We start from the raw sequence: 21,748 nt of genomic DNA, 5'->3' as shown, positions 1-21,748 counted from the left end.
GTGCCGACGTGATGCAGTGCAAGGCCGGTTCGCCGAGAGGGGGAGGGGCTGTTCTTACATACAGTTACACCTCTCCCCCGGAATAACCGTTCTGAGCCGTCGTTCAGCGATGACCCCCGTCTGTGAACCGGCGAGCGAGACGCGCCGGGCCGAAGCCCTCGCCGCGCACGACCCGCAGTCGTTGCGCGACGATGCCGCGCTCACCCGGATCACGGACTTTGCCGCGGCCCTGTGCGACGCGCCGATCGCGCTGATCAGCCTGGTCGAGGCGACGCGCCAGACCTTCCTGTCGCACACCGGCGTCGACATGACGGAAACGCCGCGCGACACCTCCTTCTGTGCGCTCGCGATGATGGAACACGGCATCACCGTGGTGCCGGACGCGATGCGCGATACGCGCTTTTCCGCCATGTCGCTGGTGACGGGCGAGGCGCACATCCGCTTCTATGCCGGCGCGCCGCTGGTGGCCGACGATGGCGTGCCACTCGGCTCGCTGTGCGTGCTCGACACCCGGCCACGGCCCGAGGGGTTGACCGCCCTGCAACGGCAAGGGCTGGAAACGCTGGCGGAGGCGGTGATGGCCCGGCTGCGCGACAGCCGTGATGCCGCTACCTGGCGCCGCACCGATCGCGACACGCGCCAACGCCTGTCCGACAGCGAGGATCGCTTCCGCACGCTGGCCGACACGATGCCGCAGATGGTGTGGTCGACGCTGCCCGACGGCTTCCACGATTATTACAATGCGCGCTGGTACGAATTCACCGGCGTGCCGGACGGATCGACCGATGGCGAGGGCTGGAACGACATGTTCCATCCCGACGATCAGGCCCGCGCCTGGGAGATATGGCGCCATTCGCTCGAGACAGGCGCGCCGTATCAGATCGAATATCGCCTGCGCCATGCCGACGGCACCTATCGCTGGGTCCTCGGCCGGGCCCTGCCGATCCGCGACACGGACGGGCAGATCACGCGCTGGTTCGGCACCTGCACCGACATCCACGAACAGAAACTGGCGCTGCACGAACGCGAACTGATCAGCCAGGAGCTGTCGCACCGGATCAAGAACATCTTCTCGGTGATCTCCGGCCTGATTTCGTTCGCAGCGCGCGCGCGGCCCGAGTTCGCGCCGGCCGCCGCCGATCTGCGCGACCGGATCATCGCGCTGGGGCGCGCCCATGATTTCGTGCGGCCGCACAGCCCCAATTCGCGGCCCGCGATGCAGCAGAATTCGCTGCACGGCCTGCTCAGCGAGCTGTTCGAACCCTATCGGCGGGGGGACTATCAGCCGATCACGGTCAGCGGCGATGCGGTCACGATCGACGATCGCTCGGCCACCCCGCTCGCGCTGCTGTTCCACGAGCTCGCCACCAACGCGATGAAATATGGCGCCCTGTCGAGTGAGGACGGTGCCGTCGACGTTACCGTCGCGCGCGATGACGCGGACGTGGTGCTGTGCTGGAGCGAACGCGGCGGCCCCTCGGTCGCCGCGCCGGATGGGCCGCACGGTTTCGGCAGCCAGCTGATCGAACTGTCTGCTGTACGGCAGCTGGGCGGGGTGGTGACGCGCGAATGGAAGGCCGAGGGACTAGTCGTAACGGTCCGCGTGCCGATCGCGACGCTGAACCGCGCTTAGGCCTGGCGGCTCGAATCGAGCAGGACGATATCGTCGTTGGCGGCGGGCGACCGCCCCTCCGCCGCAAGAGCCGCCGCCGCGAGGATCGCCGATTCACTGAACGGTTTGCGGATATAGCCCAGCGCGCAGTCACGCCCGCAATCGATCTGTGCCGGATTGGCGGTGACGAAAACGACTTTCACGCCATAATCGCGCGCGATCTGTTCCGCGATACGCGGGCCGGTCGGCCCGTCGCGCAGGTTGACATCGACGAAGGCGAAGCCGCAACCCGGTGCCGCCTCCAACGCACTTTCCGCATCCGCGGCGATGCCGGCGACCTGATAGCCGCCATCGACCAGGATACGCTCCAAGTCGAGGGCGACAAAAATCTCATCCTCGACGATTAGTGCGGTTTTGGTCATCATCCATCCTGGCTCGGAGCCGAGAAACCGCTTTCACATAGGTTTGTTCCGAACCGCACAGGTTTATGTCCGATACGGACGTGCGCCGTCAACGCCGCAATAGAAAAACCGCATGCTGTGCCAGCAGGTTGGCCGCTGCCGAACTGCGTTGCCGGTCGCCCGACAGAAACCATGCCCCCTCCACGGTCACGCCGCGCGCTTTCAGGAAGGCGCGAAAGTCGTCGATCGTGACGTGGTGGATATTGGGGGTGTCATACCATTGTTCGGGCAATTGCCGCGTCACCGGCATCCGCCCGCCCCACAGCAGCGACAAGCGGATGCGCCATTGCGCGAAATTGGGGAAGCTGACGAAGGCGCGCCGGCCGATGCGGAGCAGATGATCGAGCACGACGTCAGGTGCTCGCGCGGTCTGCAGCGTCTGGCTGAGGATCGCATAGTCGAAGCTGCGATCGGGATAGGCGGCCAGATCGATATCGGCGTCGCCCTGGATCACCGACAGCCCGCGCCCCACCGCCGCCGCGACATTGCCCGCGTCCAGCTCCAGCCCGCGCGCGTCGCAGCCCCGCTGGTCACGCAGCGCCGCCATCAGCGCGCCGTCGCCACAGCCGATGTCGAGCACGCGCGATCCCTCAGCGACATGCCCGGCGATGACGGCGAGGTCGGGGCGCAGCGTCATGACGCCGTCTTCAACAGCGCGGCGGCCGCGGGCGACAGACGCTCCATGAAGCGATCGGGGCGGAGCAGCGCGTGAAAGCCCAGCGCTTCGTACACGCCATGCGCGTCGGCGGTGACGAGGCCGATGCGGCGGATGCCGGCGAAGGCGGGATGATCGACGAACCAGCCGACCATGCGCCGCCCCAGCCCCTGCCCCCGCGCCGCGTCTTCGACCCAAACGTCGGCGATCCAGGCGAAGGTCGCGTGATCGGTGATCGCGCGAGCGAAACCCACCTGCTCGCCCCCAGCGTAAGCGCCCAGGCAGTGCGAGCCGGCGATGGCGCGTTCCACCAACGCCCGGTCGATCCCCGGCGACCAATAGCTCGACGCGAGCCAGCCATGGATTCGCGCGACATCCAGGCGGCCCTTGTCGTCGTCGAGGTCCATCCCACGGTCCATCATCGCCCACCTTTCAGGAAACCGTCGATCACGCGGTTCATCTCCGGTGCGTCGAGCAGAAAGGCGTCGTGGCCATAGGGGCTCGACAGCTCGACGAAGCTCACCGGTGCGCCGGCGGCGTTCAAAGCGGCGACGATGTTGCGTGATTCGAGCGTGGGGTAGAGCCAGTCGGTGTCGAAGCTGACCAGGCAGAAGCGCGTCGCCGTACCGCGGAAGGCGTTGGCGAGCAGGCCGCCATGTTCCTCGGCCAAATCGAAATAGTCGAGCGCGCGGGTGATGTAGAGGTAGCTGTTGGCATCAAACCGGTCGACGAAGGCGAGGCCCTGATGGCGCAAATAGCTTTCGACCTGGAAATCGGCATCGAAGCCGAAGCTCTTGGCGCCGTCCTGCTTGCCGGGGCGCGCTTGCAGGCGGCGGCCGAACTTTTCGGTGAGGCCGGCTTCGGACAGGTATGTGATGTGCGCGGCCATGCGCGCGACGGCGAGGCCGGCGGCGGGGGGATCGCCATCGTAATAGTCGCCGCCGCGCCATTTGGGATCGGCCATGATCGCTTGGCGGCCGACCTCGTGGAAGGCGATATTCTGCGCGGAGTGGCGCGCGGTCGAGGCGATGACGATCGCCGCGGCGACGCGGTCCGGGAAGGTCGCCGCCCAGCTGAGCGCCTGCATGCCCCCCATCGAGCCGCCGACGACGGCCTTCAGCCGGGTGACGCCGAGATGGTCGAGCAGCATCGCCTGTGCACGGACCATGTCGCGGATGGTGATGACCGGGAAGGCCATGCCCCAAGGGCGCCCCGTGGCGGGATTGATGCTCGCCGGGCCGGACGATCCCATGCAGCTGCCGATGACGTTCGAGCAGATGACGAAGTCGCGCGCCGGGTCGATCGGCTTGCCGGGACCGACGAGGCGCGTCCACCAGCCGGGCTTGCCGGTGCGCGGATGCGTCGAGGCGACATGCTGATCGCCAGTCAACGCGTGGCAGATCAGAATCGCGTTGCCGCCATCGGCGTCGAGCGTGCCATAGGTTTCGTAGGCGATGTCCACCGGCGACAGCAACGTGCCGCCATCGAGGCGCAGCGGCCCCGGCAGCGTCGCCTGTCGCCCGCAGCCGAACCGCATATCCTCGCTCATGGGCGCATCGCTACGGCGGGGCGCGCGTGGAAGCAAGTTGTCAACGTCGGCGCCGCCCCGCTAAGGCTCGCGGCCATGTCGGACACCACAACCGCCCCCGCCCCGAAGCCCTGGATCCTGGGCATCGCCCCCTACATCCCCGGTCGCGCCACCAGCGAGGACGGCCGCAAGGTCGTCAAGCTGTCGTCGAACGAGAATCCGTTTGGCACGCCCGAGGGCGCGCGGGCGGCGTATCGCGACGCGGCGGGGCATCTGGAGCGTTATCCCGACGCCGCGGCGGTCGACCTGCGCGGCGCGCTTGCCAGCCATTACGGCGTCGAGGCGGAGCGACTGATCTATGGCACCGGGTCGGACGAGGTGTTGCACCTGGCCGCCGGCACCTTCGCCGGGCCGGGCGACGAGATCATCCACGTCCGCTATGGCTTTGCGGTGTATGAGATCGCGACGCGGCGCGTGGGCGCGACGCCGGTGATCGTCGCCGATCGCGACTATGCGACCGATGTCGATGCGATCCTGGCCGCCGTGACCGAGAAGACCAAGGTCGTGTTCGTCGCCAACCCCAACAATCCGACCGGCACCTATACCACCCGCGAGGAGATCGCGCGGCTCCACGCCGGGCTGCCCAAGTCGGTGCTGCTGGTGCTCGACCAGGCCTATACCGAATATCTGGAGCCGGAGGACGACGACGGCGGGCTGGAGCTGGCACGCACACAGTCCAACGTGCTGGTGACGCGCACCTTCTCCAAGATTTTTGGCCTCGCCTCCGAGCGGGTGGGCTGGGGCTATGCGTCGGCGGAGATCATCAATGCGATGCACCGCATCCGCGCGCCCTTCGCGTTCAGCATCGGGGCGCAAGCCGCCGCAACCGCGGCGCTGAACGATGCCGCCTTCGTCGCGCACAGCCGCGACCACAATCGCCAGTGGCGCGGGTGGTTCAGCGAACAGGTCGACGCACTGCCGGGCCTGCGTGCGGTGCCGAGCAAGGCCAATTTCGTGCTCGTGCTGTTCGAGGGCACGTTGACCGCTGAAGAGGCGTACAAGGCGCTGATGGCGGCGGGCTATGCGACGCGCTGGCTGCCCGGTCAGGGCCTGCCCCACGGCCTGCGCATCACGATCGGCACCGAAGAAGAAATGCGCGCGGTGGTCGACGTGCTGCGCGCCGAGGTGGAAAAGGCGGGCTGATGCTGCCCTTCGCGCGCGTCACGATCATCGGGCTGGGGCTGATCGGTTCGTCGGTGGCGCGCGCGGTGCGGGCCACGATGCCGACGGTGCGGATCACCGGTTACGACGCCTCGCCCGAGGTGCGCGCCATCGCGGAGCGGATCGCACTGGCGGACGATATCGCCGATACGGCGGGCGCGGCGGTGATCGATGCCGACCTCGTGATGCTGTGCGTGCCGGTCGGGGCGATGGGTGCGGTAGCGGCGGAGTTCGCCGACGATCTGCCCGCCGATGCGATCGTCAGCGACGTCGGCGGATCGAAGGAGAGCGTGCTCGCTGCGCTGCGGGCCGTGCTGCCGCATGCGACGATCGTGCCGGGGCATCCGGTCGCCGGCACCGAGCATAGCGGGCCCGAGGCGGGCTTTGCGACTCTGTTCCGCGGCCGCTGGTGCATCCTGACGCCGGAAGAGGGCACGGCAGAAGCGCCGACGCTGCGGCTGCGCGCCTTCTGGGAGGCGCTCGGCGCGCAGGTCGAGGTGATGACGCCCAAGCATCACGACTTGGTGCTGGCGGTGACCAGCCATGTGCCGCACCTGATCGCCTATTCGATCGTCGGCACCGCGAGCGACCTGGAAGAGGTGACGCAGAGCGAGGTCATCAAATTTTCGGCCGGCGGCTTCCGCGACTTCACCCGCATCGCCGCGTCCGACCCGACGATGTGGCGCGACGTGTTCCTGAACAATCGCGGGGCGGTGCTGGAGATCCTGCAACGGCTGACCGAGGACGTCACGATGCTGCAACGCGCGATCCGCTGGGGCGACGGCGACCAGTTGTTCGACCTGTTCACCCGGACGCGCGCGATCCGCCGGTCGATCATCGAACAGGGGCAGGACGACGCCAAGCCAGACTTCGGGCGGAGCCACTGAGCGTTCCGTTCACGGCAACGTGGACACCATGAACACCTGAACGGAAACGATCTAGGCCTATCGTTTCGGTTTTGTCGGGATGGGACAGAGCTATCCTCCGTCATTGCGAGCGCAGCGAAGCAATCCAGGGCGTCCTGGTCCGGCTCTGGATTGCTTCGCTACGCTCGCAATGACGAGTTGGGGGATGCAGGCGGCGGAACGACTGTAGGACAGCCCCGCCGAAACGGTCGGCGTTTATCAGCTACTTGCCGGCAACCCGATCCTACACGTCCAGCACGTTGATCGCCGTATGGACGCGCGCCTCGATCTCGTCGCGAGGCAGACCGGCGGGAATGACATCGCCGATGCGGATCGTCACCGTGCCGGGGCGCTTGGGCCCGTGCCGGGGCCAGACGCGCCCCGTGTCAAGCGCGATCGGCACGCACGGCATGGCCAGCGCCCGATAGAGGCCGGCGAAACCCGATTGCAGCGGCGGCCGCTCACCTGGCGCGACGCGCGTGCCCTCCGGATAGATCAGGATCGAGCGGCCTTCCGCCTTCAGCGCCTTGGCATCGCGCATCATCGCGCGGAGCGCGGTCGCCGACGCCTCGCGATCGGCGACGATGCCGCCATATTGCAACGCCGCCCAACCCCAGAAGGGGATGCGGCTGAGTTCGCGCTTGATGACCATCGCCGGGCCGCCGAGCAGCAATTGCAGCTCCAGCGTTTCGAACATCGCCTGATGCTTGGCGGCGTAGAAGACGGGTCCCGTCGGGCGCTGCCCCTCCACGACGACGCGGATGCCCATGATGGTGCGATAGAGCAGCCGGTGCATGCGCGCCCAGACATGCGCGTGCCGCATCACCGCGCGCCGGCCGAACAGCGCAGAGATGGGCACCGCGAGCACGATCGGCACCGACAGGCCGTAGAAGAACAGCAAAAACAGCAACGTGCGCAGGCGATTCATGCCCCGATCCCCAGCCACAGCGCGACGCGGCGCAGCAGCAGCTTGTTATATTCGTTGACGAGCGTGCCGAGCCGCGGCGTGCTGGGCACGCCATCCCCCATCACGATGACGCCCGGCCCCAGCACCGCCGCCAGCTCCATCCGCGCGCGCGGCACGTGCCAGTCGGAGGTGACGAGGCGGACGGTGCGATAACCATGGGTCTTCACCCAGGCGGCGGTTTCCTCGGCGTTCGAGCGCGTGTCGACGGCGTCGGCACCCAGATCGATGCAGCAGGCAAAGAGCTTCGGCGAGGTGTGATAGGTGCGGGCGAGATCGATCGGCCGCACCCCGGGCGCGACGCCGGTGACGAGCATTCGCCGCGCCTGCCTGGCCTGCAGCAGCGCGATGCCGCGATCGATCCGCCCCGCGCCGCCGGTCGGCACGACGATCGCATCGGTGGTGTTGCCGGTGAGCGGCGGCGGCAGCAGCAGCATGAAGGCCGCAAAGCCCAGGCACCAGCCAAGCGCGGCGAACCCCATCAGCCGGACGATCATAGCAGGCGCCCCATCACAGGATGCGCCTCAGCGCCGCCACGATCGTGACCCGCGCGATGACGGTCGCGAGCAGGACGAAGCCGATCGGCAGCAGGACCAGCAACGCCCAGTCGCTGAAGGACAAGGTGATGCCGCTGAGCAATTGCGATCCCAGCGCCGCGACGCGCGTGGCGAGGAACAGCAGCATGGCGAGCGCGGCGACGCTGCCCGCCACCCCGCCGATCGCCGCATCGAGCGCGAGACGGCGCTGGAACAGGCGCGCGACCTGCACGTCGGTGGCCCCGAGCATGTGCATCACCTCGATCGTCGCGCGATGCGTCTCCAGCCCGGCACGTGCGGCAAGCACCACGACCGCGCCGGTCGCCGCCAGCATCAGCGCCACGAGGCCGAGCGCAAGCCAGGTCAGCGTGTCGAGGAAGCTGCCGACCGGCGACATCCAGCGCTGGTGCCGGTCGATCCGCGCCGTCGCGCTGATATCGTGAACCGCGGCGACGATCCGGCCGGCGTCGGCGCCGTCGGCAAGATCGACGTCGATCATCGCGGGTACGGGCAGGTCGGGATCGGCGTCGCTGCGCCCCAGCCACGGTTCGAGCAGGCGCATCAGCTCGGCGCGCGGCACCGGCGTCGCGCGGCGCACGTCGGGCAGCGCGCGTAGCACGGCGAGGATCCGTGCGGCGACCGCGTCGCGCGCGACCGGGCTGCCATCGACCACCTGCACCGTCAGCCTTCCGGCGAGCTGGCGTTCGAGCGCCGTGGCCGACTGGCGCGTGCCGAGGCCGAGCGCGGCGGCAAGCAGGGTGAGGAACAGCATGATCGCCATCACCCCCGTCATCGCGCGAAAGCCGCCCGCCTCGTCGAGCACGCGGCGGTCGGCGCGGTTGGTGCCGCCGGTGCTCATGCCAGCCCCTTCAGCGTCGGTGGGTAGCGGAGCGAGCCGGTGGGATCGAGCAGCTGCCCCTTGTCGAGCCGCATCATCTGCGCGCCCGCGACGCGGCTGAGCAGGTGCAGGTCGTGCGTGGCGACGACAACGGTGGTGCCCAGTTTGTTGAGCGATTCGAACAGATGGATCAGGCGATCGGCCATGTCGGGATCGACGTTGCCGGTTGGTTCGTCCGCAACCAGCACTTCGGGGCGGCCGATCACCGCGCGGGCGATGGCGACGCGCTGCTGCTCGCCGCCCGACAGCGTCGCGGGCCGCGCGCCGGCGCGGTCGGCCAGCCCGACCCAGGCGAGCATTTCGCGCACCGGCTGTTCGATATCGGCTTCCTCCACCCCGGCGACACGCAGGGGCAGCGCGATATTGTCCCAGGCGGACAGGTGCGGCACGAGACGGAAATCCTGGAAGACCACACCGATGCGGCGGCGGAAGCCGGGCAGCCGCGCGCGCGGCATCGTCACCGCATCCTCGCCGAACAGGCGGATAATGCCGCGGCTGGGGCGCTGCGCCAGATACAGGAGCTTCAGCAGCGAGGTCTTGCCGGCGCCGCTTGCCCCGGTCAGGAAATAGAAGGCGCCGCTGGTCAGCGTGAAGCTGATATCGGACAGCGTTTCCTGCCCGGTGCCGTACCGCAGCCCAACATTTTCGAACTGCACGATATTTGCCATGCGCCTGGCCGCAACCGCTCCATCAAGGTGCCAAGGGCCGTCAGCGGCCGTGTTCGATAAAGCCTTCGCATGGCGACGCCGCGGCTTCAAGCTTGCCACGCAGGCGGCGCACGTGCTTACAATCGCCGCCATCCCGCGGAGGTCTCTTCCCCGCACGGCCATCTGTCGTAAAGCGTCGCGCATGATCCTCGAATGTCCCGAATGCAGCACCCGCTATCTGGTGCCCGACAGCGCGATCGGGGTGGAGGGCCGCACCGTGCGCTGCGCCAATTGCCGGCACAGCTGGTTCCAGGAACCGCCGGTGCCCGAGGAGGAAGCGCTTGCCGCGCCCGCGCCTCCTCCTCCTCCTCCGCCGCCGCCCGTCATGGCGGACCAGCCGCGCTTCGACCTGCCCGATGCGCCCGACGATGAAGCGCCGCCGCCGTTCCTAGAGCCCGCGGTGCTGCCGGGTGCGCGCGTCGCCCCGCCCGAGCCCGTCGTTGCCGCGCCGGATTACGACGCCTTCGCGCATCGCCCGCCGTTCCGGCCGCGCCGCAACGCGCTGCGCCGTTGGACGGTGATCGCGGTGCTGGTCGGGCTGCTGCTAATCGCCGGGATCGGCGCGATCCTGTTCGTCGGTGCGCCGGGGCTGCTCGCGCGCGTCGGCCTGCCGGTCGGCACCGACGAATCGCCGCTGCGGCTGAAGGACAATCCGATCGAGCGGCGCGAGCTGGAAAACGGATCCGAACTGTTCGCGGTCAGCGGGCAGATCACCAATCCGTCGTCCGAAAAGCAGCGCGTGCCGGATATCCGCGCCGAGCTGCGCGATGCCCAGGGCCGCATCGTCTACAGCTGGACGATCAATCCGCAGCAGCGGACGCTGAACCCAGGTGCGTCGATCGACTTCAATTCGGCCAAGCTGGACGTGCCGTCCAATTCGAAACGGCTGGAGCTCAGCTTTGCCGGCGAAGCCGCCAACCCATAAGCGCGAACCGACCGCCGTGCAGCACCGTGGCGGCCACCATGCCGAGGCCCGACGCCCAGACCAGCGCCATCGGCCCCATCCCCTGATGCACCAGCCACCAGCCCAGGCCGCCCGACACGATGAAATAGGCGAGGATGCTGTTGACCCCCGCCGCCACCTGATCGCCGAGGCTGCGTAAGGCGTACATCAGCACGACTTGGATGCCGTCGAAGACGATGAACGGCGCCCAGACCGCCAGCATCGCGGTGCCGAGGACATGGACCGGCGCCGTCGCCGGGAACAGCGCGACGATTCCCGGCGCCGTCGCGCGTAAGATCAGCACCAGCAGGCCGAGCGCACCGATCGCCAGCCCGACCGCGATCAGCGTGCGGGGGATGGCGGCGGCCGGCTGCCCCTCCCCCACCGCATTGCCCGCGCGCACGCCCGCCGCCGATCCCAGTCCGATCGCGATGGCGAAGGTGACGTTGTGGATCGAAAAGACGATCTGAAAGGCATGGGCGGCAACGTCGCCCAATTGCGTCGAGAGCGCGATCAGGATCGAAAAGCCGGCAAGCTCCAGCCCCGAGGCGATTGCGGGAACGAGGCCGAAGGCGGCGAGCGCCACGACGCCGCGCGGCACGCCGGCCCAGGCGGCGCGGTCGGTGCGCCGCACTTCCCGCTCGCGGGCGCGGGGCAGGGTCAGCGCGCTCGCCACCATGCCGGCGGCACCCAGCAGCGAGGCGATGCTGGTCGCGAGCGCAGCGCCGACCGCCCCCAGCGCCGGGAGGCCGAGATGCCCCGCCGACAGCGCCCAGGCGAGTACGGCGTTGACCGGCAACACCGACAGATTGACCGCGGCGACGCGGCCGGGGCGGCTGACCCCTTCCAGGAAGAAGGCGGCGGCGACGTTCACCAGCTGGAACGGAAAGGCGATGGCAAAGGCCCGGACGACGCGCGCGCTCTCGTCGATCCGGTCCGCCGCGACCCCGACCAATGCAAGCAAGGGTTCGGCGGCGGCCAGGAACAGCCCGCCGATCGCGACGCCGAGCAGCAGCCCCAGCACAAGGCCCTCACGGAGCACGCCGCCGGTGCGCGGCAGGTCGCCCGCGCCGTCGGCGCGCGAGGCCATCACCAGCACGCCTGAAAGCCAGGAGAGCCCTGCGACGATGCCGACGAAGCCCAGCGCGCGGCTGGCGCCCAGCGCCGCTACCTCTTCGGTGGCGACAAGGCCGACGACCATCACGTCGGTCACCTGCAGCAGCGTCCAGTTGAGGCTGGTCAGCACCACAGGCCAGGCGAGCGCCAGCAGGCGCCGGGTTTCGCCACGGGTCGAAAGAGCTTGGCGGACCGTCATGGCCCCGCGCTACCGGAGCGGGGGAGCCGCGAAAACGAAAAAGGGGCGCTTGCGGAGCATGAAACGCTTTGCTAGGGGCCTGCGCCTGCCAGATGCCGGCTCCGCCCGGTATTCTCATCACGTGCGGCCGTGGCGGAATTGGTAGACGCGCAACGTTGAGGTCGTTGTGGGCGAAAGCCCGTGGAAGTTCGAGTCTTCTCGGCCGCACCACTTTCGAAAAATCGCAGAACGCCTGTCGATCAGGCGGCGCCCAGCCGGCGCAGATAGGCGCGGACCGCGGTTTGGCCGGTGTCGCTGAGCGAGACCTCCATGCGCCGCCGGTCGTGCGGATCGATGACGCGATCGACCAGCTTCAGCTTGTGCAGATGATCGATCCAGCGCTGCGACGTGGTGACCGGCGTATGCGCGGTGCCGACCAGCGCCTTGACGTTCAGCGTCCGCCGTTCCTCATGCGCGACGAACAGCGCGAGCAGCATGTCCCACGCCGGCTCGTGGAACAGTTCGGCCGGAAAGTGATCGAAACGCGCCATGCGCTGCGCCAGCAATTGCTTGGCGAGCTCGCGCGCATCGGGTGCCGCCGCCGCCTCGTCGCGGTTCGGCCGGTCGTGCGTTTCGTCGCCGGTATCGCCATACGCGAGCCGATCCGCGCGCGCGCCAAATTCACTGGCGATGGCCGACAATTGCGCCGTCAGGTCCTTGACCAGCCCGGCAATGGATTCCCCCGCCATCCGGCGCCCCCCCAAAGCGTTGGTTGTCGAGGGAAATCTATGCGACATCCATCGGGAAACACAAGAAACTCTCGGATAGTTTCGTTGCCCCCGATGCGACCGAAACGCACCAATCGCCATTTTATCGTGAGGCATGCATCCATTTCGGCGGTGACGCGTTTTTGCCTGTCGTGCGCCGTTTCGGCGGACGTGTGAAGGACCCCGGTGCCGCTCCCCCCTTACGCCTGCCTGCGCGCCATCGGTACGGCCGTGCCCGCGAACGATATCCACAATGCCTTCATCGGCTGGGCCGAGGCCCAGGTCGAGCCGCGCCATGCCGCGCTGTTTGATCGCATGGCCGCGCGCGCCGGTATCACGCATCGTTGGTCGGTCCTGCCCGGCAGCGCGGGGCACAGCCCGGTCGATGCGGGCGGCTTCTATGCGGACGCGCTGCCCGGTACGGCGGCGCGGATGGCGGTGTATGCCGAGGCTGCTCCGTCGCTGGCCCTCGCTGCGATCGACGATCTGGCGACACGCGCGGACCTCGATGGCATCACCCATATGGTCGTCGCGAGCTGCACCGGCTTCGTCGCCCCGGGAATCGACCAGATCATCGCTGCACGGCTGGGCCTGCCGACCGCGGAGCGGCTGCTGATCGGCTTCATGGGTTGCTATGCCGCAGTGGTCGCGTTGCGCACCGCGCGGCATATCGTCCGGTCCGACCCCGCCGCCCGCGTGCTGGTGGTGACGGTGGAGCTGTCGACGCTGCATCTGCAGGCGACGCACGAGATCGAGCCGCTGCTCGCCATGCTGCAATTCGGCGATGGTGCCGCCGCGGCGCTGGTGACGGGCGCCGATGCGGAGACGCCGGGGCTGATGCTGGAGGCGCCCTTTGCCGCGACGCTGCCCGACAGCGAGGCGCTGATCCGCTGGAATATCACCGACACGGGCTTCGCGATGCACCTGGACGGGGCGGTGCCGGGACGCATTTCCGCCGCGCTGCACGATCCCGCGCTGGTCGCGACGCTGACCGACGGGGTGCCGGCGCAGGACCTGTTCTGGGCGGTGCATGCCGGCGGACGATCGATCCTGGATGCTGTGCAGGGCGCGCTGGCGCTTGACGGCACCGCGCTGGCGGCGTCGCGCACGGTGCTGAGCGACAATGGCAACATGTCGTCGGTGACACTGATGTTCGTGCTGGCCCGCCTGCTCGCCGCCCCGCCCGCGGCGGACCAAGGTGTCGCACTCGCCTTCGGTCCCGGGCTTGCCGCCGAGGGATTGCGGCTGCGGTTCGTGGCATGACGCTCGCCACCCGCGCCCAGGCGGACGAATTGATGGACGCGGACGATCTGCCCGCGGACGTCTATGCCGCGGTGGTCGCCGACCTCGCCCGCGTCAACCTCGTCACGATGGCGGCGCGGCCGACGCTGCGCTTCTTGTCGCGTGCCGCGCGCGGCGCCGATCGGCTGCGCATCCTCGACGTCGGCTTCGGCGACGGCGACATGCTGCGGCGGATCGCGCGCTGGGCGGCGAAGCGGCGGCTGCCGGTCGAGCTGGTCGGCGTCGACCTCAACCCGCGCAGCGAGGCGGCGGCGCGCGCGCATACCCCGCCCGAACTGCCGATCCGCTGGATCACCGGCGATTATGCCAATCTGGCGGGCGGCGGATGGGACGTGATCCTGTCGAGCCTGGTCGCGCATCACATGACGCCCGGCCAGCTGATCGCCTTCCTGCGCTTCATGGAGGCCGAAGCCACGCGTGGCTGGCTGGTCAACGACATGCATCGGCATGGTTTCGCGCATGCGGGCTTCCCGCTGCTCGCGCGGATCGCGCGCTGGCATCCGATCGTGCGGCATGACGGCACGCTGTCGATCGCGCGCTCCTATCGCCCAGCCGAATGGCCGCCGCTGCTCGCAGAGGCGGGTATCTCCCATGCGCGGGTGTTCCGCGCCTTCCCCTTCCGGCTATGCGTCGAACGGCTGCGCTGATCGTCGGCGGCGGGCCGGCCGGATCGGCCGCAGCGATCCGCTTGGCGCGCGGCGGCGTGACGCCGCTGCTGCTCGAGCGGCATGCGGCCGCGGATGCGCTGTGCGGCGGCTTCGTCAGCTGGCGGACGCTCGATCGGCTGAAGGCGCTGGGCATAGACGCCGATGCGCTCAACCGCGATCGGCTGACCGAGGTGGTGCTGTTCGCGGGCCAGCGCGTACGGACCGCACGCCTGCCCCGCCCCGCCGTCGGCGTGTCGCGGCGGCGGCTCGATACCTTGCTCCGCGAACAGGCGCAGGCGAGCGGTGCGGGGCTGGAGACCGGCGTCACGGTGCGCCGGGTAGAGGGCGATGCGGTGTGGCTAGACGACGGCTGCCCGCTGCGCGGCGATGCGCTGTTCCTCGCCACCGGCAAGCACGACCTGCGCGGCCTCGCCCGGCCGGCGGAGGCGCGCGGCACGGACCCGACCTTGGGCGTGCGCGTGCGGCTGGGCCCGGCACCCGCGCTGGAGCAGGCGCTGCGCGGGCGGATCGAGCTGCACCTGTTCGACCGCGGCTATGCCGGCATCGCCTTGCAGGAGGATGGCAGCGCCAATCTGTGCATGGCAGTACACCGGTCGCGCCTGCACGAGGCGGGCAGCCTGCCCGCGCTGCTGGACGCACTGGGCGCGGCGCATCAGCGGCTGGGCGAGCGGCTCGCCTATCGCGCGTCGGATGCGCCGATCGATGCGATCGCCAACGTGCCCTATGGCTGGCGTGAGCGCGGCGGTGCGGCGGGGCTGTTCCGGCTGGGCGATCAGGCGGGCGTCATCCCCAGCCTGGCCGGCGAAGGCATGGGCATCGCGCTGGCGAGCGGCATCAGCGCCGCGGACGCCTGCCTGCGCGACGGTCCTGCCGGATCGGCGGCGTGGCAGACACGGTTCGCGCGGCAGCTGATCCGGCCGATGGCGGTCGCAGGCGCGATCCGGACGCTGGCGGAACGGCGCTGGGCCGCGCTGGGCGTGGCACTGGCGCCGCCCGGGCTCATCGGACTGATCGCCAGCGCGACGCGGGTAGCGGGCTGAGCCGCCACCGGTCGCAGCGTCCGCGCAAATCGGCGCGGCGCGATGCGCGCGTGCTTGTGACCCGCCCCGGAAGCGCGTAATCGCGGGCCCCTCCATGGCTCGTGCGCGCACCTCCCGCTCCGCTCCCGCCCCCCGCTCTCGTTGGCGCCGGCGGATCGTCGTTACCCTCCAGATTCTGATCGGTCTCGGCATCCTCGCCTTCGGCGCGCTGGTGATCGCGGTCTATGTCGCGCGCTCGCAGCTGCCGAGCTTCGACGAGCTGAAAAGCTCGCCCAACGGTCAGATGATCCGCGTCCATGCCGCCGACGGCAGCATCATCGCCTCGCTGGGGCCGAGTTATGGCGAATGGCTGCCCTATGCACAGATCCCCAGGATCATGCGGCAGGCGACCGTCGCGGTCGAGGATCGCCGGTTCCGCGGCCATCCGGGCGTCGACCCGATCGGCATCGCGCGGTCGGTGCAGGTCCGCTTCGAACGCGGGCGCTGGGTGCAGGGCGGATCGACGATCACGCAGCAGCTGGCGCGCAACGTCTTCCTGAACAACCAGAAGAAGTTCGGGCGCAAATTCCGCGAATGGATCCTGGCGCTCGCGCTGGAACGCAAGTTCAGCAAGGACGAGATCCTCGAACTGTACCTCAACAAGATGTACTACGGCGGCGGCACCTATGGCATCGACGCCGCGAGCCGGAAGTTCTTCGGCCATGGCGCGAATCACCTGAGCATCGGCGAGGCCGCGGTGATCGCCGGGCTGGTGAAGGCGCCGTCCAATTACTCGCCGACCGCCGATGCCGAGGCGGCACGCGGCCGCGCCGGCGTGGTGCTGCAACAGATGGTGCGCGCGGGTGATATCACCGAGGCGCAGGCGCGGGCGGCGGACGTCGCCGACCTGAAGCTGACGCCCGAACGCCAGCAGAACAGCGCGCGCTACTTCACCGACTGGGCGCTGCCGCAGCTCGATACGCTGATCGACGAGACCAGCGCGCCGCTGGAGGTGTGGACGACGCTGGACCCGGCGATGCAGCGCGAGGCGGATGCGGCGATTCGCGCCAATGCACCGAACGGGGTGCAGGGCGCGCTTGTCAGCCTGGATCGCGACGGCGGCGTGCGCGCGATGGTCGGCGGCAAGGATTACGTCACCTCGATCTACAACCGCGCGACGCAGGCGGTGCGCCAGCCGGGATCGGCGTTCAAGCTGTTCGTCTATCTCGCCGCGCTGGAAGCCGGTCATAAGCCCGAGGACACGATCGTCGACGAACCCGTGACGATCGACGGCTGGAGCCCGCGCAATGATTCGCGGCGTAACTCCGGGCCCGTCAGCCTGCGCACCGCCTTCGCCTATTCGCTCAACACGGTGGCGGCGAAGCTGGGGCAGGAAGTCGGCTTTTCCACCATCGCCGCGATGGCACGCCGCTTCGGCATCACGACGCCGATCAACACGCATCCCGCGATGGTGCTGGGCACCAGCGACGTGCGGCTGATCGACATGACCAGCGCCTTCGCCAGCGTCGCCAACAAGGGCGTCGCGGTGACGCCATACGGCATCACGCGCGTCACCGCGAACGGCCAGACGATCTACAGCCACGAGGTGGATCGCAGCCGCGTGCTCGTCGCGCCCTATGTCGCGGCCGAGATGATCGACCTGTTGCAGACCGCGGTGAACACCGGCACCGGCCGCGCCGCGCAGATCGGCCGGCCGGTCGCGGGCAAGACCGGCACCACCACCTCGCTGAAGGACGGCTGGTTCCTGGGCTTCTCGAGCGGGCTTACCACCGGCGTGTGGATGGGCCGCGACGACGCCAAGCCCGTCGCGGGGCTGCACGGCGGCACCGCGCCGGCCAAGGCATGGGCGGCGTTCATGAAGCCCGCCACCGCCAACCGGCCGATCGAGCAGTTCGATACGCAGGTCACCCTGCCCGACTGGCAGCTGGAGCCGGATGAGGAGGCCTATTACGGCCAGCCCGACGATGGCTCCGCGGGCGCGCCGATGGTCGATCCGGATGGCAATCCGCTGCCCCAGGCGCCGCGCGAAAGCGATCCGCAGGCGCAGGGCGAACCGGCGGACGGCGGCGCGCCCGACACGCCGCCGCAGCAGCAGCTCAACGACCTGATCGACCGCGTCACCGGGCGCGATGCGCCGTCGCGCGATCCCGCGCCGCGTGATGGCGTGCGGGACGGGCAGCGTGTGCCCTCCGCCACCGCTCCGTCGCGGCAGGGCCCGCCGCCGCGCGATGGCTATCTGCCGCCGCGCGCGCCGCTACAGCGCCCGGTTCAGGACGATCGCCCGACCCAGTGAAGCCCCGCGCCGTGCGTGCGCAACCAGGCGCGCGCCGGCGTCGGATCGCCGTCGTACAGGTGCGCGACGAGCGCGTGGAAGGCGGGGCCGTGGTTCATGTGGACGCGGTGCGCGACCTCATGCGCCACCGTCGCGCGGCGCACCCAGCCGGGCGCCAGGATCAGCCGCCAGCTGTAGCGGATGACGCCGTCGACGGCGCAGCTGCCCCAGCGCCCTCGTGCGTCGCCGATCGCGACCTTCGTCACACTCACGCCGGCCTTGGCGGCATAATAGGCCGTGTCGTCGGTCAATTGGTCGAGCGCGGTGCGCTTCAGCCACGTTTCGACGCGGCGCGGCAGCGTGTCGAGCGGGCCGGACAGCGACAGCATGTCGCCCACCACCTCGACCCGGCGACGGCTACCCGGCTGCCAGTCGATGGTCAGCGACCGGTCGGCGACGGTGAATACCATGCCCGGCGCATAGGGCCGCGCGGACGGTAGCCGCGCCTGCTGTTCGGCGATCCAGTCCGCCTTGCCGCGCGCCCAGGCGAGCGCGGGCTTCAACGCGGCGCGGCGCGGCAACACCAGCCGGGCGCGGCCGCTCGCCGGATCGATCGACAGGCGCACGCGCCGCGCGGTGGGATGGCGGACGACCTCGAACGGGTCGCTCACAGCTCGCGATCGACGATATGGTTTTCGAGGTCGCCGACATCGTCCTCGCTGACCGTCCAGCCGCGCACCGAGATACCGGCGGTATGGACCGTCTCGCGATCGCCGCTGATCAGATAATGCCAGTCGCGCAACGGCTCGCCCGCCGCGCGCAGGCGATAGGCGCAGGTGGAGGGCAGCCAGTCGATGTCGCGCACGTTGCCCGCGGTCAGCCGCACGCATTCGGGCACATAGGCGCGGCGGTGCTTATAGTCGGAGCAGAAGCCGGTGCGGCGGTTCAACAGCCGGCAGGCGACGTTGGTCGGCACGACCTCGCCGGTATCCTCGTCCTCCAGCTTGTGGATGCAGCATTTGCCGCAGCCGTCGCACAGAGCCTCCCATTGGCCGCGATCGAGCTGCTCGATCGGCAGCTCCCAGAATTTATTCATCTCGCCCAGCGCTTGATCTCATCGGCCACGGCTTGCGGCCCCTTGTCCGACGGCAGCAGCGCGAGCGGCTTGCCGTCCGGGCTCATCAGATAGGTGGCGCGGCTGTGATTCACCAGATAGCCGCCGCCCGGCTGCGCCTCGCCCTTGCCGGCGAACACGCCATAGGCCTGCGACACCGCAGCGATCTGCGCGGGCGTGCCCGTCAGCCCGACCATCTGCGGCGAAAAGGCGGAGACGAAGCTTTTCAGGACCTTGGGCGTGTCGCGTTCGGGATCGACGCTGACGAAGATCGGCACGATCCGCTTGGCGAGATCGGGGTCGCTCTTGGCGAGCAGCGCAACGCCCTTGCCGATCGCCGCCGCATCGGTGGGGCAGACATCGGGGCAATAGGTGTAGCCGAAATACATGATTCGGTATTTGCCCGCAAAATTGCGGTCGGTGACGGTGCGGCCGTCCTGATTGACCAAGGTGAACGGCCCGCCAATCTTCGCGCCGGCGAGCGGCGGCGCCGTGGTGGCTGCGGGCTGGCAGGCGGCCACCGCCAGAGCGGCGGCGGGCACGGCGAGGCGGGCGAAGCGCAGAATGTTCATGACCGTGGCAGCTGTGATCTGTTACCGGTGCGCCCGCAAGTCTTGTCCAAGGGACCTACGATGATCCGCCGCCCTTTCCTGCTCGCCCTCAGCCTCGCCGCCGCCGTGATCACCCCCGCCGCCGCGCAGCAACAGTCCGAAAGCTACAAATTCCTGCAGGCGATCGAGAAGGAGGACGGCAAGACCGTCACCACGATGATCGAAACGCCGGGCAGCACGATCATCAACACCAAATCGCCCACCACCGGCCGCGGCGCGCTGCACGACCTGACGAGCCATTCGGGCAATCTCTACATGCAGTATCTGCTGCAGCATAAGGCCGATCCCAACATCCGCGATGCCAAGGGCAATACGCCGCTGGCGCTGGCGGTGATGGCCGGACGCGACGATCTGGTTGACCTGCTGCTGATGTTCAAGGCGAACCCGAATCTCGCCAATTCGTCGGGCCAGACGCCGCTGATCCTGGCGGTGAACACCCGCAACGAAGGCATTGCGCGCACGCTCATCAACAAGGGCGCCGACCCCGACCAGACGGACAATCTCGCCGGCCTGTCGGCGCGCGACTATGCGGTGCGCGATTCGCGCAATCCGGCGATGGTGGCGCTGTTCAAGGACGCGCCGAAGAAGGTCCGCGCCCAGGTATCCGGTCCGCGGCTGTAGGACGGGCGACTTCTGCGGGGTTGGATGATCCTCCCCCGCCAGGGGGAGGTGGCATACCGCAGGCATGACGGAGGGGGCGGAAAGGAACGTCCCTGCCCACGACGCGCGCCCTGACCTCCCCCTCCGTCACCGCCTTTGGCGGCGCCACCTCCCCCTGGCGGGGGAGGAATGATCAGTGCCACGGCGCAGGGCCGGGATGACGGGGTGGGTTAGAGGCCCAGCAGTCGCGCGACCTCGGTGAAGTCGTGCGCGATCGCCTGAACGCCCAGCGCCTTCAGTCGCGCGTCGTGGCCGATGGCGCAATGCGTGCCGGCGCACAGGCCGATGACGTGGCCGCCGGACGCGACCGCGCCGGTGGCGCCGACCGGCGAATCCTCGAGTATCGCGCACGCCTCGATCGGCACGCCGATCGCCGCGGCGCCGTGCCAATAGAGGTCGGGCGCGGGCTTGCCGCGGGTCACGTGCTCGCGGCCGCTGTAGATATGGTCGCCGAACGCGTCGGCGAGCCCGATATGGTCGAGGTGGCGGCGGATCCAGCGCGTCGGGCTGGACGAGACGACCGCGCGCGGCAGATCGGCGGGCAGAGAGCGCACGAAGGCGACGGCACCGGCCACCGCATCGATCCCCTCCGCCATCGCGCGCGCATCTTCCGCATCCCGCGCCGCGTCGAAGCTTGCGGGGATCGGGCCGCCGATCCACGCCTCGATCGCTTTGCGGAAATCGGGGCCGGCGAGACCCATGAAGTTCGCCATCGAATCTGCGGGGGTCGTCGGATAGCCCGCGTCGGTGAGCCATTCGGCAAGCTGGCGGTTGCCGGCGAATTCGCTCTCGATCAGCACGCCGTCGAAATCGAACAACAGACCACGCGGCGTCATGCGGCGGCTCCGCCACGCGCGCCGAACAAGGCGCTGCCGACGCGGACGTGCGTCGCACCGATCGTCACCGCGGTCGGATAATCGGACGACATGCCCATGCTGAGCCCGGTCAGGCCGACCTCGCGCGCCAGCTTGGCGAGAAGCGCGAAATAGGGCGCGGGCTCAACGTCGGCGGGTGGAATGCACATCAGCCCGACGATCGGCAGACCGGCAGCGCGCGCCTGATCGAGCAGGGCGGGCAGATCGGCGATGGCGCAGCCGCCCTTCTGGTCTTCCGCGCCGATATTGACCTGCACGAAACAGTCGGGCCGGCGGCCGGTCTTCGCCATCGCCTTGCCCAACGCCTCGACCAGCGACGGGCGGTCGACCGAATGGATCGCGTCGAACAGCGCGACCGCGTCGTCGGCCTTGTTCGACTGAAGCTGGCCGATCAGGTGGAGCGACACGCCCGGATAGGCCGCCCGCAGCGCCGGCCATTTCTCTGCCGCCTCGGCGACGCGATTTTCACCGAAGACGCGATGGCCTTCGTCGAGCAGCGGGCGGATCGCATCGGCGTCGTGCGTCTTGGACACGGCGATCAGCGTCACCGCCTCCGCCTTCCGGCCGGCGATGTGCGCGGCCTGGGCGATGGCGGTGGTGACAGTGTGGAGCGCGGAGGGTGCAGGCGGGGACAGGGTGTCGGCGGTCATGACGCTCGCTATAGCGGGGTGGTGGCCGATCTGAACCGCAATCTGTCTCCCCGGCGTCATGCGTG

At 69.2% G+C, this 21,748-nt stretch carries 24 protein-coding genes and 1 tRNA gene; 10 read left to right on the top strand and 15 right to left on the bottom strand.

Translation table 11 applies throughout. The annotated features are described in order from the left end of the window. The first annotated feature begins 109 nt into the window (after positions 1 to 109). The gene (locus GGR47_RS15495) at positions 110 to 1,633 is read left to right on the top strand and encodes a sensor histidine kinase (protein WP_147037068.1); all 1,524 of its coding nucleotides are present in this window, start codon (positions 110 to 112) and stop codon (positions 1,631 to 1,633) included. On the opposite strand, the gene GGR47_RS15490 is transcribed toward GGR47_RS15495, so the two are convergent. From GGR47_RS15490 to metX, 4 genes are all read right to left on the bottom strand, one after another. Continuing rightward, a complete protein-coding gene (locus GGR47_RS15490) occupies positions 1,630 to 2,037 on the bottom strand; it encodes a response regulator (protein ID WP_147037070.1) in 408 nt (135 codons plus the stop codon). The genes GGR47_RS15495 and GGR47_RS15490 overlap by 4 nt on opposite strands. Positions 2,038 to 2,122: 85 nt before the next feature. Further along, positions 2,123 to 2,710, bottom strand: coding sequence for a methionine biosynthesis protein MetW (gene metW, locus GGR47_RS15485; RefSeq protein ID WP_147037072.1), 588 nt, complete (start codon positions 2,708 to 2,710; stop codon positions 2,123 to 2,125). Continuing rightward, positions 2,707 to 3,147, bottom strand: coding sequence for a GNAT family N-acetyltransferase (locus GGR47_RS15480; RefSeq protein WP_147037089.1), 441 nt, complete (start codon positions 3,145 to 3,147; stop codon positions 2,707 to 2,709). The genes metW and GGR47_RS15480 overlap by 4 nt, the downstream gene beginning before the upstream one ends. Next, positions 3,147 to 4,277 carry a homoserine O-acetyltransferase MetX gene (metX, locus tag GGR47_RS15475; protein WP_147037074.1) on the bottom strand — a complete coding sequence of 377 codons (1,131 nt, stop codon included), beginning with the start codon at positions 4,275 to 4,277 and terminating at the stop codon, positions 3,147 to 3,149. The genes GGR47_RS15480 and metX overlap by 1 nt, the downstream gene beginning before the upstream one ends. A 75-nt stretch (positions 4,278 to 4,352) precedes the next feature. Between metX and hisC the strand changes: the two genes are divergently transcribed. After that, entirely contained in the window at positions 4,353 to 5,459 is a 1,107-nt protein-coding gene (hisC, locus tag GGR47_RS15470) for a histidinol-phosphate transaminase (protein WP_147037076.1), read from the top strand. Beyond that, positions 5,459 to 6,364, top strand: a complete 906-nt coding sequence (locus GGR47_RS15465; protein ID WP_147037078.1) for a prephenate/arogenate dehydrogenase family protein — start codon at positions 5,459 to 5,461, stop codon at positions 6,362 to 6,364. The genes hisC and GGR47_RS15465 overlap by 1 nt, the downstream gene beginning before the upstream one ends. Positions 6,365 to 6,626: 262 nt before the next feature. On the opposite strand, the gene GGR47_RS15460 is transcribed toward GGR47_RS15465, so the two are convergent. Genes GGR47_RS15460 through ftsE form a run of 4 tightly spaced genes read right to left on the bottom strand, consistent with a single transcriptional unit; the run spans position 6,627 to position 9,448 of the window. Next, the gene (locus GGR47_RS15460; RefSeq protein WP_147037080.1) at positions 6,627 to 7,310 is read right to left on the bottom strand and encodes a lysophospholipid acyltransferase family protein; all 684 of its coding nucleotides are present in this window, start codon (positions 7,308 to 7,310) and stop codon (positions 6,627 to 6,629) included. Further along, positions 7,307 to 7,843: a YdcF family protein gene (locus tag GGR47_RS15455; protein ID WP_017980483.1), complete on the bottom strand. Its 537-nt coding sequence runs from the start codon at positions 7,841 to 7,843 to the stop codon at positions 7,307 to 7,309. Before GGR47_RS15455 ends, GGR47_RS15460 begins: the two co-directional genes overlap by 4 nt. 13 nt (positions 7,844 to 7,856) lie before the next feature. Next, the gene (locus GGR47_RS15450; RefSeq protein ID WP_147037081.1) at positions 7,857 to 8,741 is read right to left on the bottom strand and encodes a cell division protein FtsX; all 885 of its coding nucleotides are present in this window, start codon (positions 8,739 to 8,741) and stop codon (positions 7,857 to 7,859) included. After that, on the bottom strand, positions 8,738 to 9,448 hold the full coding sequence (gene ftsE, locus GGR47_RS15445) for a cell division ATP-binding protein FtsE (RefSeq protein WP_147037083.1): 711 nt from the start codon (positions 9,446 to 9,448) through the stop codon (positions 8,738 to 8,740). The genes GGR47_RS15450 and ftsE overlap by 4 nt, the downstream gene beginning before the upstream one ends. Before the next feature lie 181 nt (positions 9,449 to 9,629). On the opposite strand from ftsE, the gene GGR47_RS15440 reads away from it, so the two are divergent. Continuing rightward, positions 9,630 to 10,412, top strand: a complete 783-nt coding sequence (locus GGR47_RS15440) for an MJ0042-type zinc finger domain-containing protein (RefSeq protein WP_147037085.1) — start codon at positions 9,630 to 9,632, stop codon at positions 10,410 to 10,412. On the opposite strand, the gene GGR47_RS15435 is transcribed toward GGR47_RS15440, so the two are convergent. Next, on the bottom strand, positions 10,381 to 11,745 hold the full coding sequence (locus GGR47_RS15435) for an MATE family efflux transporter (RefSeq protein ID WP_183949585.1): 1,365 nt from the start codon (positions 11,743 to 11,745) through the stop codon (positions 10,381 to 10,383). The genes GGR47_RS15440 and GGR47_RS15435 overlap by 32 nt on opposite strands. 123 nt (positions 11,746 to 11,868) lie before the next feature. Between GGR47_RS15435 and GGR47_RS15430 the strand changes: the two genes are divergently transcribed. Beyond that, positions 11,869 to 11,955, top strand: a tRNA-Leu gene (locus GGR47_RS15430). A 29-nt stretch (positions 11,956 to 11,984) separates the two neighbouring features. On the opposite strand, the gene GGR47_RS15425 is transcribed toward GGR47_RS15430, so the two are convergent. Continuing rightward, a complete protein-coding gene (locus GGR47_RS15425) occupies positions 11,985 to 12,473 on the bottom strand; it encodes a winged helix-turn-helix transcriptional regulator (protein WP_017980488.1) in 489 nt (162 codons plus the stop codon). Positions 12,474 to 12,677: 204 nt separating this feature from the next. Here GGR47_RS15425 and GGR47_RS15420 point away from each other — a divergent pair, with 204 nt between their 5' ends. The 4 genes from GGR47_RS15420 to GGR47_RS15405 all read left to right on the top strand — a co-directional run bounded on the left by GGR47_RS15420 (position 12,678) and on the right by GGR47_RS15405 (position 17,794). After that, positions 12,678 to 13,754, top strand: coding sequence for a type III polyketide synthase (locus GGR47_RS15420; RefSeq protein WP_147036249.1), 1,077 nt, complete (start codon positions 12,678 to 12,680; stop codon positions 13,752 to 13,754). Next, positions 13,751 to 14,440, top strand: a complete 690-nt coding sequence (locus GGR47_RS15415) for a methyltransferase domain-containing protein (protein ID WP_147036248.1) — start codon at positions 13,751 to 13,753, stop codon at positions 14,438 to 14,440. Before GGR47_RS15420 ends, GGR47_RS15415 begins: the two co-directional genes overlap by 4 nt. Beyond that, on the top strand, positions 14,419 to 15,501 hold the full coding sequence (locus GGR47_RS15410; protein ID WP_147036247.1) for an NAD(P)/FAD-dependent oxidoreductase: 1,083 nt from the start codon (positions 14,419 to 14,421) through the stop codon (positions 15,499 to 15,501). The genes GGR47_RS15415 and GGR47_RS15410 overlap by 22 nt, the downstream gene beginning before the upstream one ends. Positions 15,502 to 15,595: 94 nt before the next feature. Continuing rightward, positions 15,596 to 17,794: a transglycosylase domain-containing protein gene (locus GGR47_RS15405; protein WP_147036246.1), complete on the top strand. Its 2,199-nt coding sequence runs from the start codon at positions 15,596 to 15,598 to the stop codon at positions 17,792 to 17,794. On the opposite strand, the gene GGR47_RS15400 is transcribed toward GGR47_RS15405, so the two are convergent. The 3 genes from GGR47_RS15400 to GGR47_RS15390 are packed head-to-tail and all read right to left on the bottom strand — an operon-like array spanning position 17,770 to position 19,459. Next, entirely contained in the window at positions 17,770 to 18,444 is a 675-nt protein-coding gene (locus GGR47_RS15400; protein WP_147036245.1) for a M48 family metallopeptidase, read from the bottom strand. The two genes, GGR47_RS15405 and GGR47_RS15400, sit on opposite strands and share 25 nt — an antisense overlap. Then, complete coding sequence (locus tag GGR47_RS15395; protein ID WP_043061080.1) at positions 18,441 to 18,869, bottom strand: YcgN family cysteine cluster protein; 429 nt, start codon at positions 18,867 to 18,869, stop codon at positions 18,441 to 18,443. Before GGR47_RS15395 ends, GGR47_RS15400 begins: the two co-directional genes overlap by 4 nt. Continuing rightward, on the bottom strand, positions 18,866 to 19,459 hold the full coding sequence (locus tag GGR47_RS15390; protein ID WP_147036244.1) for an SCO family protein: 594 nt from the start codon (positions 19,457 to 19,459) through the stop codon (positions 18,866 to 18,868). Before GGR47_RS15390 ends, GGR47_RS15395 begins: the two co-directional genes overlap by 4 nt. A gap of 60 nt (positions 19,460 to 19,519) precedes the next feature. Here GGR47_RS15390 and GGR47_RS15385 point away from each other — a divergent pair, with 60 nt between their 5' ends. Then, positions 19,520 to 20,119 (top strand): ankyrin repeat domain-containing protein, encoded by a 600-nt coding sequence (locus GGR47_RS15385; RefSeq protein ID WP_017980496.1) that lies wholly within the window; start codon positions 19,520 to 19,522, stop codon positions 20,117 to 20,119. Between the two features lie 209 nt (positions 20,120 to 20,328). On the opposite strand, the gene GGR47_RS15380 is transcribed toward GGR47_RS15385, so the two are convergent. Then, positions 20,329 to 20,994 carry an HAD family hydrolase gene (locus tag GGR47_RS15380; protein ID WP_063687018.1) on the bottom strand — a complete coding sequence of 222 codons (666 nt, stop codon included), beginning with the start codon at positions 20,992 to 20,994 and terminating at the stop codon, positions 20,329 to 20,331. Beyond that, a complete protein-coding gene (locus GGR47_RS15375; protein ID WP_147036243.1) occupies positions 20,991 to 21,683 on the bottom strand; it encodes a YggS family pyridoxal phosphate-dependent enzyme in 693 nt (230 codons plus the stop codon). The genes GGR47_RS15380 and GGR47_RS15375 overlap by 4 nt, the downstream gene beginning before the upstream one ends. Positions 21,684 to 21,748: the final 65 nt, after the last annotated feature.

The organism is Sphingomonas aquatilis, assembly GCF_014196115.1.
In the GTDB taxonomy this organism is placed as follows: Bacteria; Pseudomonadota; Alphaproteobacteria; order Sphingomonadales; family Sphingomonadaceae; genus Sphingomonas; species Sphingomonas aquatilis.
Note: the sequence above shows the minus strand (reverse complement) of the source record. Positions and strands in the feature narration are given on the sequence as shown.